This is a genomic window from Arthrobacter sp. SIMBA_036, assembly GCF_046535135.1.
GTDB lineage: Bacteria > Actinomycetota > Actinomycetes > Actinomycetales > Micrococcaceae > Arthrobacter.
This window is the reverse complement of record NZ_JAWRXG010000001.1, coordinates 465098-480446: the sequence shown is the minus strand read 5'-3', so window position 1 is coordinate 480446 and position 15349 is coordinate 465098. Positions and strand designations below refer to the sequence as shown.

Below are 15349 nucleotides of genomic sequence, written 5' to 3'. Positions count from 1 at the left end.
ATCCTTAAAGTTGGTGGTGAAATGCGGGTGACCGGAGTACGGGGTGACCGGAGCAGTGGGTGCTGGCCCCAACGCATCTTGCCAGCCGAAGCTGTGCAGTTGCTGGACCTTGGCCTGCCGGGGCCTGATGACGAGCTTAGCCGCCCGAGGCGATGGCCGCGATGACGGCCCCGCCCAGCGCCATGACCGCCAGCGTGCTGGAAAGCACCAACCTGCGGGACGCCGCCTGGGTATGCGCCGCGTGGGTATGCGCAGCCTGGTGATGCGCTGCCTGGTTATGCGCTGCCCGGTTGTCATGATGGAGTTCGCGTGAGCGAACCCACACCACTGAGGCAAGGACCACGGTCGCAGCAGCAGCCACCAGCGCACAGAGCCCTTGATAATCGAACCCCGGGTGGGCTCCGGCGAGCCCCGAGAGCCACCGGCGCCAGATAAACAGGTCCACCACCACCAGCGAGATCAGCGTCCGCCGCCACGCCAAGGTGGTGCGTTCAGGTTGAAGCCCTGGATCCCGGAGGTCCATCTTCACCGGGCCATGAGGATCAAGACGGCGAAACCAATAGCAGCCACTGCCACCACAATGGTCATGAACAGCAGGACGCGGGAAAACGGCAACGCCTGGTTGTTACGCATCGCAGCTTCCATCAGGCCCCACCTGCGGTAGGACAGGACCGCGAGGCCGGCCCCGATGAAGGAAAGCACCACGCAAAGGGTGATCCGCACAGGTTGCGGAGCGATGTTCGGCGCCAACTGGTCAATCGCGATAGCACCGGCAAGCAGGGCAAGCGAGGTTCGTATCCATGCCAGGAAGGTGCGCTCATTGGCGAGCGAAAACCTGTAATCGGGAGTCTTGCCCGTCCGTCGCCAAGCAGGTTCACGCACGTCGTTTCTCCAAGGTTCAAGCGGTCGGGGAAGCTTCCCCACCATATCAGCGGGTGCGCGGGCCACGGTAAGTTACTGGCATGAGTGTTCACGCTTCCACGCCCGTCCCTCCAACCTTCGAATCCCGCGTCCGGGGAGCACTGCTCGGTGGTGCTTTGGGTGACGCCCTGGGCTACGCCGTGGAGTTTGAATCGCTGTCCGCGATCCGTGCACAGTACGGCCAAGAGGGCCTCACCTCCTTTGAACAGCTCGACGGCGGTGGCCACTTCTCGGACGACACCCAAATGACGCTCTACACCGTTGATGGGCTTGTTGAAGCCTTGGAATGGGCCAACGACGGCGTTGCTGCCGACGAACTCGCGTGCCTTTGGCTTGCTTATTTGCGGTGGCTCGCAACCCAAGGCGTCGCTCCGAATTCCTCCGCCCCGGTGCCGCAACCCCGCTGGATCGACCAGCAGGAGGTTCTTCGGCAACGCCGCGCGCCGGCAGAGGACTGCATCAGCGGCCTGGCCTCGGGCCAGATGGGAACCGTGGCCCGCCCCGTGAACCCCGACTCCAAGGGCTCCGGTACAGTGATGCGCTCGGCGCCGTTCGGGCTCATCCCGCACATCTCCCCCGAAACGGTCTACAAGCTCAGTTCCGATGCCGCCTCGTTGACCCATGGCCACCCTTCCGCACGGCTAAGCGCAGCCGTCTTCAGCCTCCTGATTCACAAAATCGTGGCTGGCTCCAGCATCCGGAGCGCCGCCGAGGCAGCGCTGGACCACATCGAGCAGTCGCCCACCAAGGCCCCGGAGCTCCCGGACCGCCTCAGAACGGCGATCCAACTTTCGGACCAGCCCTCTGTCACGCCGCCCGAGGAGTTGACCGCGGCGCTGGGTGAGGGATGGGTCGCCGAGGAGGCCCTCGCCGTCGGGCTTTACGCAGTTCTTTCGACCAGCGGAAGCGAGCCCACCGAGCACTTCCGCAGTGCCATTGGCGTAGCGGTCAACCACAACGGTGACAGCGATTCGACGGCGTCTATCGCGGGGAACATTCTGGGCGCCTTCTACGGCGAAGAATGCTTGCCGTCCGAGTGGCTGGAGGTGCTCGAAGGCAGTGAGGTGGTCCAGGGGATGGCCTCGAGGCTGATCGCCGTCACCACGGGGTGACCGTCGCTAGTTCCCGCCCACCATCTGCAGGAATTCCCCCTCGGAGACAACCTCGATCTGCTGCCCCTTGGCGTGCAGTTCCAGTACCCGCTTGGCCTTGCCCGTCAGTCGCCCCGCCCGGAGGTCCCCCGCGACGAATCCATCCCCAACCACCAACACCGTGGTCCGTGCGGTAACCCTGCTCTCCGGGCGAGCACCCATATCCGCCGCCCGCGACTTCGCTTCGGGCCGGGGGATGGCAAGGTCGCCGGTGAAGACCACTGTTTGGCCAAAAAGCGGGTGCCCGGGCTCAGCAGCGGCGTTGGGCACCGGGTTCGGCCCTTCCTCGCGCCAGGTGGACCAAGCACCGGAGCGGGCATCACGTTGTCCCGCCGAGCCCTTGCCGGCGGTTCCGTCCGCGGCATTGCCCAGCCTGGCGGCGAGGGCTGAAAGAGTTGCTTTGGACAACCCGGCTGACGGGTCGAAGGCTGGTTGTTGGGGCACGGTGAGGCCCAACGAAAGGTAGAGTTCGGCGATGCTGTTGGCGTTATTGCGCCGCGCGATGTCCACCAGGATTCCGGCGCAAGCCCGGGCATCCTCGGCGGCGTCGTGGTGATTGACCAGCGGCACTCCTGCTTCCTCGGCTGCGTACGGCAAGGAGTTGGACACCAAAGAATAGCAACGGCGCGACAGCATCACCGTGCAGACAAACTCGTAGGCAGGGCCAGGGAGGCCGGAAACTTCCAAGCCCGACCGGATGACGCCGAGATCGAAGGCGGCGTTGTGCGCGGCAAGGATGTCTCCACCGATGAACGCCCCGATTTCCGGAAAAAGCTCCCCGAACCGCGGCCGGCCGGCTACGTCTTCAGCCCTGATGCCGTGGATTCGCGTATTGTGAAACTCGAAGTGGTCGTGGTTTTCCGGCGGACGCATCAGCCATGAGGCTTCCTCCACAACTACGCCCCCGCGGACCTTGCTGAGCCCAACAGAACAGGGCGACCCCCTGAAACCGTTGGCTGTTTCGAAGTCGATCGCAGTAAAGTCCAAGGCCACCGGACAATATTACAGTTCCAAACCCCCGCCCGGTCCGCGCGGCTCACCGCGGAAATCGAACGACGACGGCGGTCAAGTAGGCTTGAAGGGTGATCCTTTCAGCTGTGAACCACCTTGCCGTATCCATGTTCGGAGGCGCCGGACCGGTGCGGCCGCCTATGGGCTCTTTCCTGCCCGGTTGGCTGGACCCCCAAGTGTTCCTGGCCGATCCGGCTTTGGCTCCGTCGGTTGTGCTCCTGGTATGCGGCATCATCTTCGCCGAAACCGGCCTGCTGGTGGGCTTCTTCCTCCCGGGCGATTCGATGCTTTTCACCGCCGGCCTGCTGGTGGCAACGGGAACCATCAAATTCAATATTTGGGCGCTCGCGGCGCTGGTCATCGTCTCTGCCGTGATCGGCAACCAAGCCGGCTACCTCATTGGTGCCAAAGCCGGGCCGGCCATCTTCAACCGACCGAACTCCCGGCTCTTCAAGAGGGAAAATGTCCAAAGCGCGCACGCCTTCTTTGAGAAGCACGGCGGAAAGGCACTCATCCTCGCCCGATTCGTACCGATCATCCGCACGTTCGTGCCCGTGATCGTCGGGGTCGCCCAGATCGACAAGCGCAAGTTCTTCCTCTTCAACGTCATCGGTGCCGTGCTCTGGGGCGGCGGGGTGACGCTCCTGGGCTACCTCTTGGGCGACAGCGTCCCTTGGGTCCGGGCCAATCTGGACCTCATCTTCATCGTCATCGTGTTGATTTCGGTGATACCGATCGCCATCGAAGTGGCCCGCGGATTCTTCGCGAGGCGTAAGGCCGTCACCAACGGCACCGCCCCCGTGGACGAATTCATCGAAGATCACGACGGCGGCACAGCAGGCGGCCGCTAAGCCCCATCTCCGAGTCATCCCCTCGGGACAACGCCGCCAGACAAGGCCGAAACGATGGCGGGCATAAGAGCGCGGAATGCCTCGCCGCGATGGCTGATGGCGTTCTTCTCCTCCGAGCTCAACTCGGCGCAGCTTCGATCCATCCCGGCCGGCTGCAGTACGGGATCGTACCCAAATCCGCCTGCGCCGCGAGGGTGCCGCAGCAACGTGCCCTCCAGTTGGCCGTACTCCACCGTCTCGTGCAGTACTCCGTCGGGCCCGGGCACCGCCAGGGCCGCGGCGCACACGAACGCGGCCCCACGGAATGCATCCGGAACGTCCGAAAGCTGGGCCAGGAGCAGGTCCAGGTTGGCCGCATCGTCTCCGTGCCGGCCGGACCAGCGTGCGGAAAAGATCCCGGGAGCGCCGCCAAGGACGTCCACGGCCAACCCGGAGTCATCAGCAATCGCCACAAGGCCGGTGGCCATAGCCACGGACCTCGCCTTCAGCAGTGAATTTTCTGCGAACGTCACGCCTGTTTCGGCGACGTCCGGAGCCCCTACCGCGCCGGCGTCCACTACTTGGGTGTCGACGTCGAGCCCTGGCACCTGGCCGCGCAGGAGCTCCCGCAGTTCCTTCAACTTGCCTTTGTTGTGCGTGGCCAGAACCAGGCGCGGAGTCGTGCCTGGGGACAAATCACTGCCTGGGGACGAACCATTCCCTTGGGACAAGTCAGCGCTCACGGCGCTTCCGCCAGGGTCTCGCGCTGGATGACGGACAACTGGCTGGTACCGAGCAGAGCTAGGTCCAGCAAGGCGTTGAGCTCGTCACGGTCGAACGGGGCACCCTCCGCGGTCCCCTGGACTTCCACGAACTTGCCCGAGCCGGTCACCACGACGTTCATGTCGGTCTCTGCCCGGACATCTTCGACGTACGGCAAGTCCAGCATGGGCACGCCATCGATAATTCCCACGGACACTGCGGCGATGGTATCCACCAACGGCTCGGCGTTGCGGGCGATCAACTTGTTCTCGCGGGCGAAGCGGATGGCCTCGGCAAGTGCCACATAGGCGCCCGTGATCGCCGCGGTACGTGTACCGCCGTCGGCCTGGAGGACGTCACAGTCCAGGACTATCGTGTTCTCGCCCAGCGCCTTGGTGTCGATGATGGAGCGCAGCGATCGCCCGATCAAGCGTGAAATTTCATGGGTGCGGCCGCCGATTTTTCCCTTGACGGACTCACGGGCGGACCGGGTGTTGGTGGCACGGGGAAGCATGGCGTATTCCGCGGTAACCCAGCCGCGACCCTCACCCTTGAGCCACCGCGGCACGCCCTCTGTCAGGGAAGCCGTGCAGAGCACCCGGGTGTTGCCGAACTCGATGAGCGCCGAACCTTCGGCCTGCTTGGACCAGCCCCGGGTGATGCTGATGGGGCGGAGCTGGTCGGGAGTCCGGCCGTCGGCGCGGGTCACGGGTATGGCTGTAGCTTCAGAAGTCATGCCTCAAGCTTAGCCATGCCTAGATCGTGTAATGGACTCCGGCGACCGCCACAGCAACGTCCCCCAAAAAGACAGGCTTGGCCTCGGACATCACCTTGGTGTGGGAGGTCCACACGGGAATGTGCGTCAGGAGCAGGCGCTTGGCACCTGCATTCGTGGCGGCCTCACCCGCGCGCTTCCCCGTCAGGTGCACATCCTTGATCGCGTCATCGCGGCCTTCTTCGAAGGCTGCTTCGCACAGGAAAAGATCCGCGTCCCGCGCCGCGTCTTCCAAGCCGGAACACGAATCAGTGTCACCCGAATAGGCCAGCGTGCGCGTGACCGATACGCCGTCTTTGCCCGGTTCAATGGCAGTGACCCGCAAACCATAGGCTTCCTCCACCGGATGGTTCACCGCGAAGGGAGTCACCGTGAAAGGCCCCACCGTTACCGGCTGGCGCTCAGCCCAGTGCGTGAAATCGAATTCCTCGTGCATGCCCGGATCCAAGTCCAGCCCGTAGGCGGTAGCCATCCTGTCCGCCGTCGCGGCAGGACCCCACACGGGGATCCTGTCGCGGCCCCAGCCGCCCGGCTTCCACCGGACTGCCACGTGCAATCCGCACAGGTCCATGCAGTGGTCCGGATGCAGGTGGGTGAGGAAAATCGCGTCGATGTCCTCCAAATCCGTGTACCGCTGGATGGCACCGAGCGCCCCGCTGCCGAGGTCCATCACGATTTTCCACTGACGTTCGCCGTCGTGGGCAGTCACCAGATAGCACGACGCCGGTGAGCCGGGACCGGGAAACGAACCGGTGCAGCCGACGATAGTCAGTTTCACAGGCCACGTCCCAGGCCCGTAGCGGGATCCACGGGCGGGAGGCCGTCCGGCTGGACGAAGTAGGAGCGTCGCGACAGGCCGGAACCTGCACGGGCGGCTTGCAACATTTCCGGCGTGATACGGGCGAGACTGCCGGTGGGGTATTGGGCCGCCACGTGGTCCACGTGCTTCACGGAAAGGACTTCAGGGCCCAGGAAGCGCCGCGCAAGTGTTTCAAAACCTGCTGCATCGCCGGTAGCGACGAACTCATGGCTGGGCGCGCTGGAGGCCGTCCGCTGGATTCCGTGGTTGGCCAACGCCCGGTACACGTCCTTGGCTGTTTCTTCGGCACTGGAAACCAGGGTCACGTCCTCGCCCATGACGAGGGAAATTACACCGGTCAACAAGGGATAGTGCGTGCACCCAAGCACCACTGTGTCCACACCCGCGTCCTTGAGCGGTTGGAGATATTCGTTGGCAGCCGCCAGAAGGTCCGGGCCGGTGGTGATGCCGGCTTCAACGAATTCCACGAACGCAGGACAGGCTGCAGAGGTAATGGTGAGGTCAGGGGCAGCGGCGAACGTATCCTCATACGCCCTGGAGCCTACCGTCGCGGACGTGCCGATAACTCCGATCCTGCCCGAACGCGTGGCCGAGACTGCCCTCCGCACGGCCGGTTGGATGACCTCAATGACGGGAATGCCGTACCGGGCGGTATACCGCTCGCGCGCGTCACGAAGCACCGCCGCCGATGCGGAATTACAGGCGATAGTCAGTAGCTTTACGCCGGAATCCACAAGTTCGTCCATGACCCCGAGGGCATTGGCCCGCACTTCGGCAATGGGCAGCGGCCCATAAGGACCGTTCGCGGTATCACCCACGTAGAGGATCGATTCATTGGGAAGCTGGTCGATAATGGAGCGGGCCACCGTGAGGCCGCCGACGCCGGAGTCAAAGATTCCGATCGGACGGGCCCCTACGGGGGCGTCGCCTGATGAACTGCCCGATGCTGAAGTCATAATTATTCGAGAATAAGGCTTCCCTTGGTGTCCGGCCATTACCTGTGTCCACCGCCTCGTGTCGGATGCGTCACACCGGACGGTCCAGGACCGGCATCTCCTATCAGGACTGCGCCTGCCTGGCGGAGATCATCGACTGCACCAAAGACTCTTGCAGCCAGGTGGTGAAGTTATAGACCAAGGCCAGATAGCTCTCCACATCCTCTGCCTGGCTCCAGTCCTGCATGCTGTGGATGTGGTCGGCGTCCGCCTCATCGCGGATGTCCAACCGCTCAGCCAGGACCAGCCGCACATCGTTGAGGGCCATGGACCAGCGGGCCGCCTCTTCGCCGGTCAGGACAAGGTCGTTCTTGTCCAAGCCCAGCGCGGTGGCTTTGAGTGCGCCGATCTTGCTTTCCCTGACAGAGCGCTCGGTGAGCTGCCGGAACTCGAGGGAACCGGCGTCGTCGTCTTTCATGACGTTGGGCAACAGCCGCAGGAGGGCGCGATCGCTGGGCTTCTTGGCGTCCATGTCCAGGCCGATGAGTGCTGCCAGCGGATCCTCGTTTTCCCGCACGTCCGATTCCAGCATGGAGATGACATCGTCCAGCAAACCGCGCAGCAAGTCCCGCTCCGCCGGTTCCAGGTGCCCGGTGATGCCCTTGAGTCCGTATCTGAATGCCTTAGCCACGCTGGCGGCCGCCCTTTCCGGGTGTCTCGTTGCCGCTGGCAGCCTTTTCTACTGTCGCCCAGAGGCCAAACCCGTGCATGGCTACCGCATGCTGCTCCACTTGTTCCTTACTGCCGTGCGCCACAATCGACCGGCCCTTTTTGTGGACCTCCATCATGAGCTTGTGCGATTTGGCCTCCGAGTAGCCGAAATAGCTCTGGAAGACATAACTCACGTAACTCATGAGGTTGACGGGATCGTTCCAGATCACGAGGTTCCAAGGAATGTCCGGAGCAGTGAGGACATCGGTGGAGGTCTGTTGTGCAGTGTCCGTCCGCTGATCAATGTCCGTGCCGTACGCAACGCTAGGGGTCATCTGTCCATTCTATGGCGGCGCGCACTAGAGTGAATCCGTGAGTAGAGCCTCTTCCTGGGACCACCCCGCAACTTCCTTGTACACCGACCACTACGAACTGACGATGCTCCAGGCCGCCGTGCATTCAGGTGCTGCCCATCGCCGCTCAGTCTTCGAAGCCTTCGCGCGCCGCCTGCCGGACGGCCGCCGTTACGGCGTGGTGGGAGGCACCGGGCGCCTCCTGGAGGGCATTGCCGACTTCCGCTTTGGAGACGCCGAACTGGCCTTCCTTGAGCGCAATAACGTGGTCAACCAGGAAACGTTGGACTACTTGGCCAACTACGAGTTCAGTGGCGACATTTGGGGTTACGCCGAAGGCGATGCCTACTTCCCCAACTCCCCCATCCTGATCGTCGAGTCCACGTTCGCCGAGGCTTGCATCCTGGAAACATTCATTCTCTCGGTCCTCAATCACGACAGCGCCATTGCCTCGGCGGCGTCGCGGATGACCTCGGCGGCCGGCTCGCGGCCATGCATCGAAATGGGCTCCCGGCGCACCCAGGAAGAATCGGCGACGGCGGCGGCACGCGCCGCTGTCATCGCAGGCTTTGCCAGCACGTCCAACCTCGAGGCCGGACGACGCTACGGCATCAAGACAGTCGGCACGGCAGCGCACTCCTTCACTCTTCTCCACGACACGGAGCGCGAGGCATTCGAGGCCCAAATCGCGGCGTTCGGTCCCGGGACGTCGCTGCTCGTGGATACCTACGACGTCGAGACAGCGGTCCGTACCGCCGTCGAACTTGCCGGCGACAAGCTGGGGGCGGTCCGACTGGACTCCGGTGACCTCATTGCCCAAGCGCAGTGGGTGCGGCAATTGCTTGATGACTTGGGGAACGTCAACACACGGATCGTGGTGACCTCGGACCTGGACGAGTTCGCGATTGCAGCCCTCCAAGCGGCTCCGGTCGACTCCTATGGCGTGGGGACCTCGCTGGTCACGGGGTCCGGTGCTCCCACGGCCAGCATGGTCTACAAGCTTGTCAGCAGGACCGATGACTCCGGCGAGTTCATCCCGGTAGCGAAGGCCGCCAAAAACAAGGTCAGCATGGGAGGGCGCAAATACGCCCTCCGCAAGCTCAACGAACGCGGCCGCGCCACCCACGAGCTCGTTGGCATCGGGCACCGTCCCGAGGACGACGGCAACGACCGCTCATTGCTGCACCAGTTCGTCAAGAACGGCCAGGTCCTGCCCGGATGGACAGGCCCCGAGGGCGTCATCCGTGCCAAGCAACGCCACACCGCGAGCATGGCCGAGTTGCCACCGGTCGTGAACCGGTTGCAGCGAGGCGAGCCAGCCATCCCCACTGTGTACGAGGAGAACTGATGTCCCGCGCCCTGATCATTGTTGACGTCCAAAACGATTTCTGTGAAGGCGGCGCGTTGGCCGTGGATGGTGGAGCTGCCGTAGCCGCTGCCATCACGGAGTACCTCGACGCCCACCAGCAAAACTTCGATCACATCGTGGCAACCCAGGACTGGCACATAGAGCCCGGCAACCACTTCTCCGACGAACCGGACATGGTGGACTCCTGGCCTCCGCACTGCCGTGCACGGACCAAAGGCGCGGAACTGCACGAGGACTTGGACCCGGAGTACATCCAAGCCTATTTCCGCAAGGGACAGTACACCGCGGCCTATTCCGGATTCGAGGGCATCCTGGCCCCCGAGGACGACGTCCCCACCGGCGACCTCAAGGCCGGTGCCCTGGAACCAGAGGCAATCGATGAGGACGCCATCGGATTGGATGACTGGCTGCAAAGCCACGACGTCGAAGAAGTCGTGGTGGTGGGTTTGGCAACGGATTACTGCGTCAAGGCAACGGCGATCGATGCCGTGCAGGCCGGGTACACCACCACCGTCGTCGCAGGCCTCACCGCCGGCATCGCCCAGGACCTCAGCGACGCGTATGAGGAAATGGAAGACGCCGGCGTCGAGGTGGAACGGGACTAGTCCCGCCTTCGTTGACGCGGGCTCGGTTACTTCCTGCCGATGAACCAGTCCTGGAGCTTGCGCAGGCGTGCCTGCAATTGCTCCTCGTTGGCCTGGGCAACAGCAGGGCCGCCACAGACTTCCCGCAGCTTGGTGTGAACCACGCCGTGGGGTGTCCCGGTGCGGGCCGACCAGGCGGCGACATTCTTGGCCAGTTCGCTCCTCAGGTCCATCAACATCCGGTGGTCAGGGATAGCTGGAGCGGCAGCAGCAGCCAACGGTGATTGACGCTTCTTCCGTGACTGCTGTTCGTGTTGGCGCTGACGCAGAAGCGTGCCTACCTGCTCGGCGTCCAGCAGGCCCGGTATGCCCAGGAAATCCAACTCTTCATCCGAACCGATATCCGCGCCCGTGCCGAACTCGCCGCCGTCGAACAGCACCCGATCAAAGGACGCCTGCGAATCCAGCGCCTCAAACTTGCCCTTGGTGAGCTCGTCGGAGGCTTTGTCTTCCCGATTCGCTTCGGCCATGAGGTTCTCTTCGGGGCTGAACAGCCCGTCGTCGTCCTTCTCCGGCCGGTCCAGGGCGTGGTCACGCTCCGCTTCCATGGTGTTCGCCAAGATCATCAAGGGCGGAACGGAAGGAAGGAATACCGACGCCGTCTCGCCCCTCTTCCGGGCACGCACGAAACGACCCACGGCTTGGGCAAAGAACAGCGGCGTCGACGTCGACGTCGCGTAGACGCCCACCGAAAGTCGGGGAACGTCCACCCCTTCGGAGACCATGCGGACGGCCACCATCCAGCGCTTGTCCCCTGCAGAAAATTCCTCGATCTTGTTGGATGCTTTGGAGTCGTCCGAGAGGATCACCGTGGGCGATTGTCCGGTGATTTTCTTCAGTTGTCCCGCATACGCGCGGGCGTCGTCGTGGTCCGTGGCGATGACCAGGCCACCGGCGTCGGGAACGGTCCGCCGCACCTCGCTGAGGCGTTTATCCGCCGCTGCCAGAACGGCAGGAATCCATTCCCCGGTGGGGTTCAGTGCGGTACGCCACGCTTGGGACGTGATGTCCTTGGTCACCGCGGCCTCACCGAGTGAAGCGGCCATCTCATCCCCTGCGCTGGTCCGCCAACGCATCTGCCCGGAATAGGCCATGAAAAGCACCGGACGCACCACGTGATCGCGCAGCGCATTGCCATAGCCGTAGGTGTAGTCCGCCTTGGACCTCCGGATGCCGTCCCTGTCCTCGGCGTATTCGACGAACGGAATGGGCGACGTGTCCGAGCGGAACGGCGTACCCGTCAAGGAAAGCCGGCGGGTGGCGGGGTCGAAGGCCTCCCGGAGGCCGTCGCCCCAGGACAAAGCTTCGCCACCGTGGTGGATTTCGTCCAAGATCACCAACGTGCGGGCTGCCTCGGTTTTGGCACGATGCAGCATGGGCTTGCTGGCAACCTGGGCATACGTAACGGCAACACCGACGAATCCCCGCCCGTGCTGGCCGTCCGAGTTCTTGAAGTTGGGGTCGATCGCGACCCCGACCTTCGCGGCCGCGTCTGCCCACTGCCGTTTCAGGTGGTCCGTTGGCGCAACGATGGTTACCCGGTTCACGACGCCGGCATCGAGCAGCGTGGTGGCAATGCGCAAGGCAAACGTGGTCTTACCTGCGCCCGGCGTCGCTACGGCAAGGAAGTCCTTTGGATGCCGGGCCATGTAGAGATCCAGCGCCTCCTGCTGCCACGCACGGAGCTTCTGCGCAGTCCCCCAGGCAGCCCGTTCAGGGTACGCCGGAGGGAGCGATGGACCACCAAAAAGAGTTTCTGTCCCACTCACTACTTGGAGTTGCCTGGGCCGCTGTCTCCACCGTCTTTACCCGGGCGGAGACCATCGTAGATCTCCTTGCACTCCGGGCACACCGGGAACTTCTTGGGATCCCGACCCGGGGTCCAGACCTTGCCGCACAGAGCGATCACGGGGTCGCCCGTCATGGCCGACTCCATGATCTTTTCCTTGCGGACATAGTGGGAGAACCGCTCACGGTCGCCGGGCTCCACTTCCGGGCGCGTTTCCTCGCGCTCAATGGTGGCAGTGGACGTTCCGGCTCCGGAAAGCTCGCGCATGGGGTCGTTTTCGAATGGATCCGGAGGAAGCGTAGTCATGCCCACCATCTTACCGTCTAGAGTCCCTGCCACTCTGGCTTGTTGTCGTACGTGTGCCGGTAGTAGTCGGCCAGTTTCAAGGAGGAAGCGGCGGCCTCATCCACCAGGATGGTGGCGTGCGGATGCAACTGCAGCACTGATGCGGCACAGATGGCCGCGACGGGACCTTCGACGAAGTCGCGGACCGCCTGGGCCTTCTGGGCGCCGGTCGCAACCAGCAGGACGTGACGGGCGTCCATGATGGTCCCCAGGCCTTGGGTCACCACGTGGTGCGGAACGTCGTCGATACTGTCGAAGAAACGGGCATTGTCCTTGCGTGTTTGCTCGATCAGCGTCTTGATCCGGGTCCTTGATGCCAACGACGACCCCGGCTCGTTGAAGCCGATGTGCCCATCGGTCCCGACTCCGAGGATCTGCAGGTCCACTCCGCCCGCTGCCTTGATGGCATCCTCGTATTCCTGGCATGCCGCTTCAAGGTCCGGTGCGGCGCCGTTGGGACCGTGAACATTCTCCGGAGCAATGTTCACGCGGTCAGTGAACTCGCGGCGGATGACCTCGCGGTAAGACTCCGGGTGCCCGGGTTCCAGTCCTACGTATTCGTCCAACGAGAAGCCTTGCGCTTGGCTAAAGTCCAAGCCCTCCGCTTCATGGCGGCGCGCCAACTCGTCATAGATCGGCAAGGGAGATGAGCCGGTAGCCAAACCCAGCACGGCATGAGGCTTCCGGCGCACCAGTGCCTCGATGGCATCAGCTGCCAGGACACCTATCTGGTGGGCGCCGGGGAGAATGACAACTTCCATCGTCCTGACCTTTCCTTGGTTAAGGCTGCGAGCTGACAGGATATCCCATGTCCGACATTAAGGGATCTAGAAACCGTGGCGCGGAACAGCCCTCTGGTATTGCGGAACCCAGGGAATGTCGTAGCCAAGCTCGTAAGCTGCCCTCAGCCACCAATGCGGATCCCGCAACGCGGCGCGGGCCATAAAGACCGCGTCGGCCCTGCCGTTGGCCACAATGTCCTCGGTCTGCGCAGGGCTCGTAAGGAGTCCCACCGCCCCGGTCCTGACACCGGCGTCGCGCTTAACCTGCTCGGCGAACCCTGCCTGGTAACCGGGCACCGCACGGATCTTTTGATGGGCAACGGCGCCACCACTGGAAACATCAACCAGGTCCACGCCCCGCTCCGCTGCGGCCCGGGCCAAACGAACCGACGCCTCAACATCCACGCCCCCTTCGGCCCAGTCGGTCGCAGAGATCCTCAACAGCAGCGGCATCGAATCAGGGATGACATCCCGGACGGCGTCAACCACCGTGAGCATCAACCGGTTCCTGTCTTCTTCGCTTCCGCCCCACTTGTCTGTTCGGGTGTTGATCAGCGGGCTTTGGAACTGATGGAGAAGGTAGCCATGGGCACCATGGATCTCCACGGTGTCAAAACCTGCGGCAACCGCACGGCCTGCGGCGGTTGCGAAGTCGGCCACAACACCTTCGATTTCCTGCTCGGACATGGCCACAGGCGGCGCATACCCCTCGAAGGGCTGGTTTGAGGGACCGGAAGTCACCCAACCGCCGTCGTCAGCCGGCACGGAACCGGAGCGATCGGCGAAAGGCCAATACGTTGATCCCTTGCGTCCGGCGTGCGCCAGTTGGACCCCGATCTTGCAATCCACTGCGCCGTGCTGGTGCACGAAGTGGACTATCCGCTCCCACGCCGCCGCCTGCTCGTCGGTGTACAGCCCTGCATCCCGGGGGCTGATACGACCGGCCGCATTCACGGCGGCCGCCTCCGTCAGCATGAGTGCGGCACCACCGGCAGCGAAAGAGCCAAGATGCATCAGATGCCAATCATTGGGCACCCCCTCCCCGGTTTCGGGAGTACAGCTGTACTGGCACATCGGCGAGACCCAGCCCCGATGGGGGATGGTCAGCGACCGCAGTTCGATGGGCGTGAACAGTGCGGACGGCACTAGAACAGCACCCTTGCCAGGCCGTGGCGGGCTTTGGCGACCCTCTCGTCAGAGCTGCCCACTACTTCGAAGAGCTCAAGGAGGCGTATCCGGGCCGTATCACGCTCCGGTCCAAAGTTCCTGCCGATAAAGGAGATGATCCGGTTGAAGGCGTCCTCGATGTGGCCACCGGACACGTCAAGGTCCGCGACTCCCAACTGTGCCTCCAGATTGTCCGGCTCTGTGGCCGCCAGCTCCCGGAGGCTTTCCGCTGCTCGCGCGCTGAGCGACTCCAACCGGGCCATCAGTTCAACCTGGGCAAGGCCCGCTTTTGCATCGGCGTCTGCGGGTTGGTCAAGAAGGGCCTGCTTGTAGGCGGCGGCAGCAGCGGCGTAGTCGCCGGCCTCAATAGCGTCAATGGCTGCCTGATGCAGTGGTGGCAGAGGTGCGGGACCCGCGTCCTGGGCCGGTCCCCCGTCGCCGATGGTTCCGGTCACGCCATTGGCGGCCGCGACCTTCAGCAGTTCCTCCATCAGGCTGCCGATTTGTGCGTCGTCCGCAGGGCCTTGGAACAGGGGCACGGGCTGGCCCTTAATGACGGCGACGGCCGTCGGGACTGCGTCCACTTGGAAAGCCTGCGCCAACTGCGGGAAAGCATCAACGTCGGCGGCTGCAAGGACCAAGCGGCCGCCGTAAGTGAGGACGACACGCTCAACGGCGTCAAGGACCGCCGGGGACTCGGGCGCGTACCTGGACCACAACAGGAACAGGACGGGGATCTGGGCTGACAACTGCACAAGATCCTGGAAGTTCGATTCATTGGCGTCCACCCGAAGTGGCGCGGTGCCGGCGTCGTCAGTGGCCGGCGGTGCGGCTGCGGTTCCGCCCGGGGGCGCCGCCGGTGGCGACGCAGGCGGGGAGGCGGGGCGCCGCAACGTCGAGAGGTCGACGGCGCCGCGAAGGTTGAGCTGGCTGGCAGCGGCTGGAGTGGGTCGGTATCCGGGCGAACTCATACCGTCCACTCTA

18 protein-coding genes are annotated in these 15349 nt (G+C 63.8%); 4 read left to right on the top strand and 14 right to left on the bottom strand.

What is annotated here, in order from left to right; genetic code table 11:
- Positions 1 to 136 precede the first annotated feature (136 nt).
- Both SB659_RS02235 and SB659_RS02230 read right to left on the bottom strand, forming a co-directional pair.
- Complete coding sequence (locus SB659_RS02235; RefSeq protein WP_410549411.1) at positions 137 to 523, bottom strand: DUF202 domain-containing protein; 387 nt, start codon at positions 521 to 523, stop codon at positions 137 to 139.
- Positions 524 to 525: 2 nt separating this feature from the next.
- Positions 526 to 882: a YidH family protein gene (locus SB659_RS02230; RefSeq protein WP_410549340.1), complete on the bottom strand. Its 357-nt coding sequence runs from the start codon at positions 880 to 882 to the stop codon at positions 526 to 528.
- 80 nt (positions 883 to 962) lie between these two features.
- Here SB659_RS02230 and SB659_RS02225 point away from each other — a divergent pair, with 80 nt between their 5' ends.
- Complete coding sequence (locus tag SB659_RS02225; protein ID WP_410549339.1) at positions 963 to 2033, top strand: ADP-ribosylglycohydrolase family protein; 1071 nt, start codon at positions 963 to 965, stop codon at positions 2031 to 2033.
- Positions 2034 to 2039: 6 nt separating this feature from the next.
- Here SB659_RS02225 and SB659_RS02220 read toward each other — a convergent pair whose 3' ends face one another.
- Positions 2040 to 3065, bottom strand: a complete 1026-nt coding sequence (locus SB659_RS02220; RefSeq protein ID WP_410549338.1) for an exonuclease domain-containing protein — start codon at positions 3063 to 3065, stop codon at positions 2040 to 2042.
- Between the two features lie 104 nt (positions 3066 to 3169).
- Between SB659_RS02220 and SB659_RS02215 the strand changes: the two genes are divergently transcribed.
- Positions 3170 to 3934, top strand: coding sequence for a VTT domain-containing protein (locus SB659_RS02215; protein WP_410549410.1), 765 nt, complete (start codon positions 3170 to 3172; stop codon positions 3932 to 3934).
- 14 nt (positions 3935 to 3948) lie between these two features.
- On the opposite strand, the gene rdgB is transcribed toward SB659_RS02215, so the two are convergent.
- The 6 genes from rdgB to clpS form a co-directional block, all read right to left on the bottom strand.
- Positions 3949 to 4608 carry an RdgB/HAM1 family non-canonical purine NTP pyrophosphatase gene (gene rdgB / locus SB659_RS02210; protein ID WP_410549409.1) on the bottom strand — a complete coding sequence of 220 codons (660 nt, stop codon included), beginning with the start codon at positions 4606 to 4608 and terminating at the stop codon, positions 3949 to 3951.
- Between the two features lie 44 nt (positions 4609 to 4652).
- On the bottom strand, positions 4653 to 5411 hold the full coding sequence (gene rph / locus SB659_RS02205) for a ribonuclease PH (RefSeq protein ID WP_284979663.1): 759 nt from the start codon (positions 5409 to 5411) through the stop codon (positions 4653 to 4655).
- Positions 5412 to 5430: 19 nt separating this feature from the next.
- Positions 5431 to 6228, bottom strand: coding sequence for an MBL fold metallo-hydrolase (locus SB659_RS02200; protein WP_410549337.1), 798 nt, complete (start codon positions 6226 to 6228; stop codon positions 5431 to 5433).
- A complete protein-coding gene (gene murI, locus SB659_RS02195) occupies positions 6225 to 7226 on the bottom strand; it encodes a glutamate racemase (RefSeq protein ID WP_410549336.1) in 1002 nt (333 codons plus the stop codon). Before murI ends, SB659_RS02200 begins: the two co-directional genes overlap by 4 nt.
- Before the next feature lie 103 nt (positions 7227 to 7329).
- Positions 7330 to 7896, bottom strand: a complete 567-nt coding sequence (locus tag SB659_RS02190) for a DUF2017 domain-containing protein (protein WP_410549335.1) — start codon at positions 7894 to 7896, stop codon at positions 7330 to 7332.
- Complete coding sequence (clpS, locus tag SB659_RS02185; protein WP_284975370.1) at positions 7889 to 8251, bottom strand: ATP-dependent Clp protease adapter ClpS; 363 nt, start codon at positions 8249 to 8251, stop codon at positions 7889 to 7891. Before clpS ends, SB659_RS02190 begins: the two co-directional genes overlap by 8 nt.
- A gap of 37 nt (positions 8252 to 8288) precedes the next feature.
- On the opposite strand from clpS, the gene SB659_RS02180 reads away from it, so the two are divergent.
- Entirely contained in the window at positions 8289 to 9617 is a 1329-nt protein-coding gene (locus SB659_RS02180; protein WP_410549334.1) for a nicotinate phosphoribosyltransferase, read from the top strand.
- Positions 9617 to 10243 carry an isochorismatase family protein gene (locus tag SB659_RS02175; protein ID WP_410549333.1) on the top strand — a complete coding sequence of 209 codons (627 nt, stop codon included), beginning with the start codon at positions 9617 to 9619 and terminating at the stop codon, positions 10241 to 10243. Before SB659_RS02180 ends, SB659_RS02175 begins: the two co-directional genes overlap by 1 nt.
- A gap of 26 nt (positions 10244 to 10269) precedes the next feature.
- On the opposite strand, the gene SB659_RS02170 is transcribed toward SB659_RS02175, so the two are convergent.
- The 5 genes from SB659_RS02170 to SB659_RS02150 form a co-directional block, all read right to left on the bottom strand.
- Positions 10270 to 12051 carry a DEAD/DEAH box helicase gene (locus tag SB659_RS02170; protein ID WP_410549332.1) on the bottom strand — a complete coding sequence of 594 codons (1782 nt, stop codon included), beginning with the start codon at positions 12049 to 12051 and terminating at the stop codon, positions 10270 to 10272.
- The gene (locus tag SB659_RS02165; RefSeq protein WP_284975413.1) at positions 12051 to 12386 is read right to left on the bottom strand and encodes a DUF3039 domain-containing protein; all 336 of its coding nucleotides are present in this window, start codon (positions 12384 to 12386) and stop codon (positions 12051 to 12053) included. Before SB659_RS02165 ends, SB659_RS02170 begins: the two co-directional genes overlap by 1 nt.
- A gap of 8 nt (positions 12387 to 12394) precedes the next feature.
- Complete coding sequence (gene nagB, locus SB659_RS02160) at positions 12395 to 13177, bottom strand: glucosamine-6-phosphate deaminase (protein ID WP_284975366.1); 783 nt, start codon at positions 13175 to 13177, stop codon at positions 12395 to 12397.
- 66 nt (positions 13178 to 13243) lie between these two features.
- Positions 13244 to 14344, bottom strand: a complete 1101-nt coding sequence (locus tag SB659_RS02155; RefSeq protein WP_410549331.1) for an NADH:flavin oxidoreductase/NADH oxidase — start codon at positions 14342 to 14344, stop codon at positions 13244 to 13246.
- On the bottom strand, positions 14344 to 15336 hold the full coding sequence (locus SB659_RS02150; protein ID WP_410549330.1) for a tetratricopeptide repeat protein: 993 nt from the start codon (positions 15334 to 15336) through the stop codon (positions 14344 to 14346). The genes SB659_RS02155 and SB659_RS02150 overlap by 1 nt, the downstream gene beginning before the upstream one ends.
- Positions 15337 to 15349: the final 13 nt, after the last annotated feature.

Coding starts and splice junctions, on each gene's coding strand:
- murI (WP_410549336.1), bottom strand. CDS start 7,226: ATGACTTCAGCATCGGGCAGTTCATCAGGCGACGCCCCCGTAGGGGCC.
- nagB (WP_284975366.1), bottom strand. CDS start 13,177: ATGGAAGTTGTCATTCTCCCCGGCGCCCACCAGATAGGTGTCCTGGCA.
- rph (WP_284979663.1), bottom strand. CDS start 5,411: ATGACTTCTGAAGCTACAGCCATACCCGTGACCCGCGCCGACGGCCGG.
- SB659_RS02175 (WP_410549333.1), top strand. CDS start 9,617: ATGTCCCGCGCCCTGATCATTGTTGACGTCCAAAACGATTTCTGTGAA.
- clpS (WP_284975370.1), bottom strand. CDS start 8,251: ATGACCCCTAGCGTTGCGTACGGCACGGACATTGATCAGCGGACGGAC.
- SB659_RS02235 (WP_410549411.1), bottom strand. CDS start 523: ATGGACCTCCGGGATCCAGGGCTTCAACCTGAACGCACCACCTTGGCG.
- SB659_RS02150 (WP_410549330.1), bottom strand. CDS start 15,336: ATGAGTTCGCCCGGATACCGACCCACTCCAGCCGCTGCCAGCCAGCTC.
- SB659_RS02225 (WP_410549339.1), top strand. CDS start 963: ATGAGTGTTCACGCTTCCACGCCCGTCCCTCCAACCTTCGAATCCCGC.
- SB659_RS02165 (WP_284975413.1), bottom strand. CDS start 12,386: ATGGTGGGCATGACTACGCTTCCTCCGGATCCATTCGAAAACGACCCC.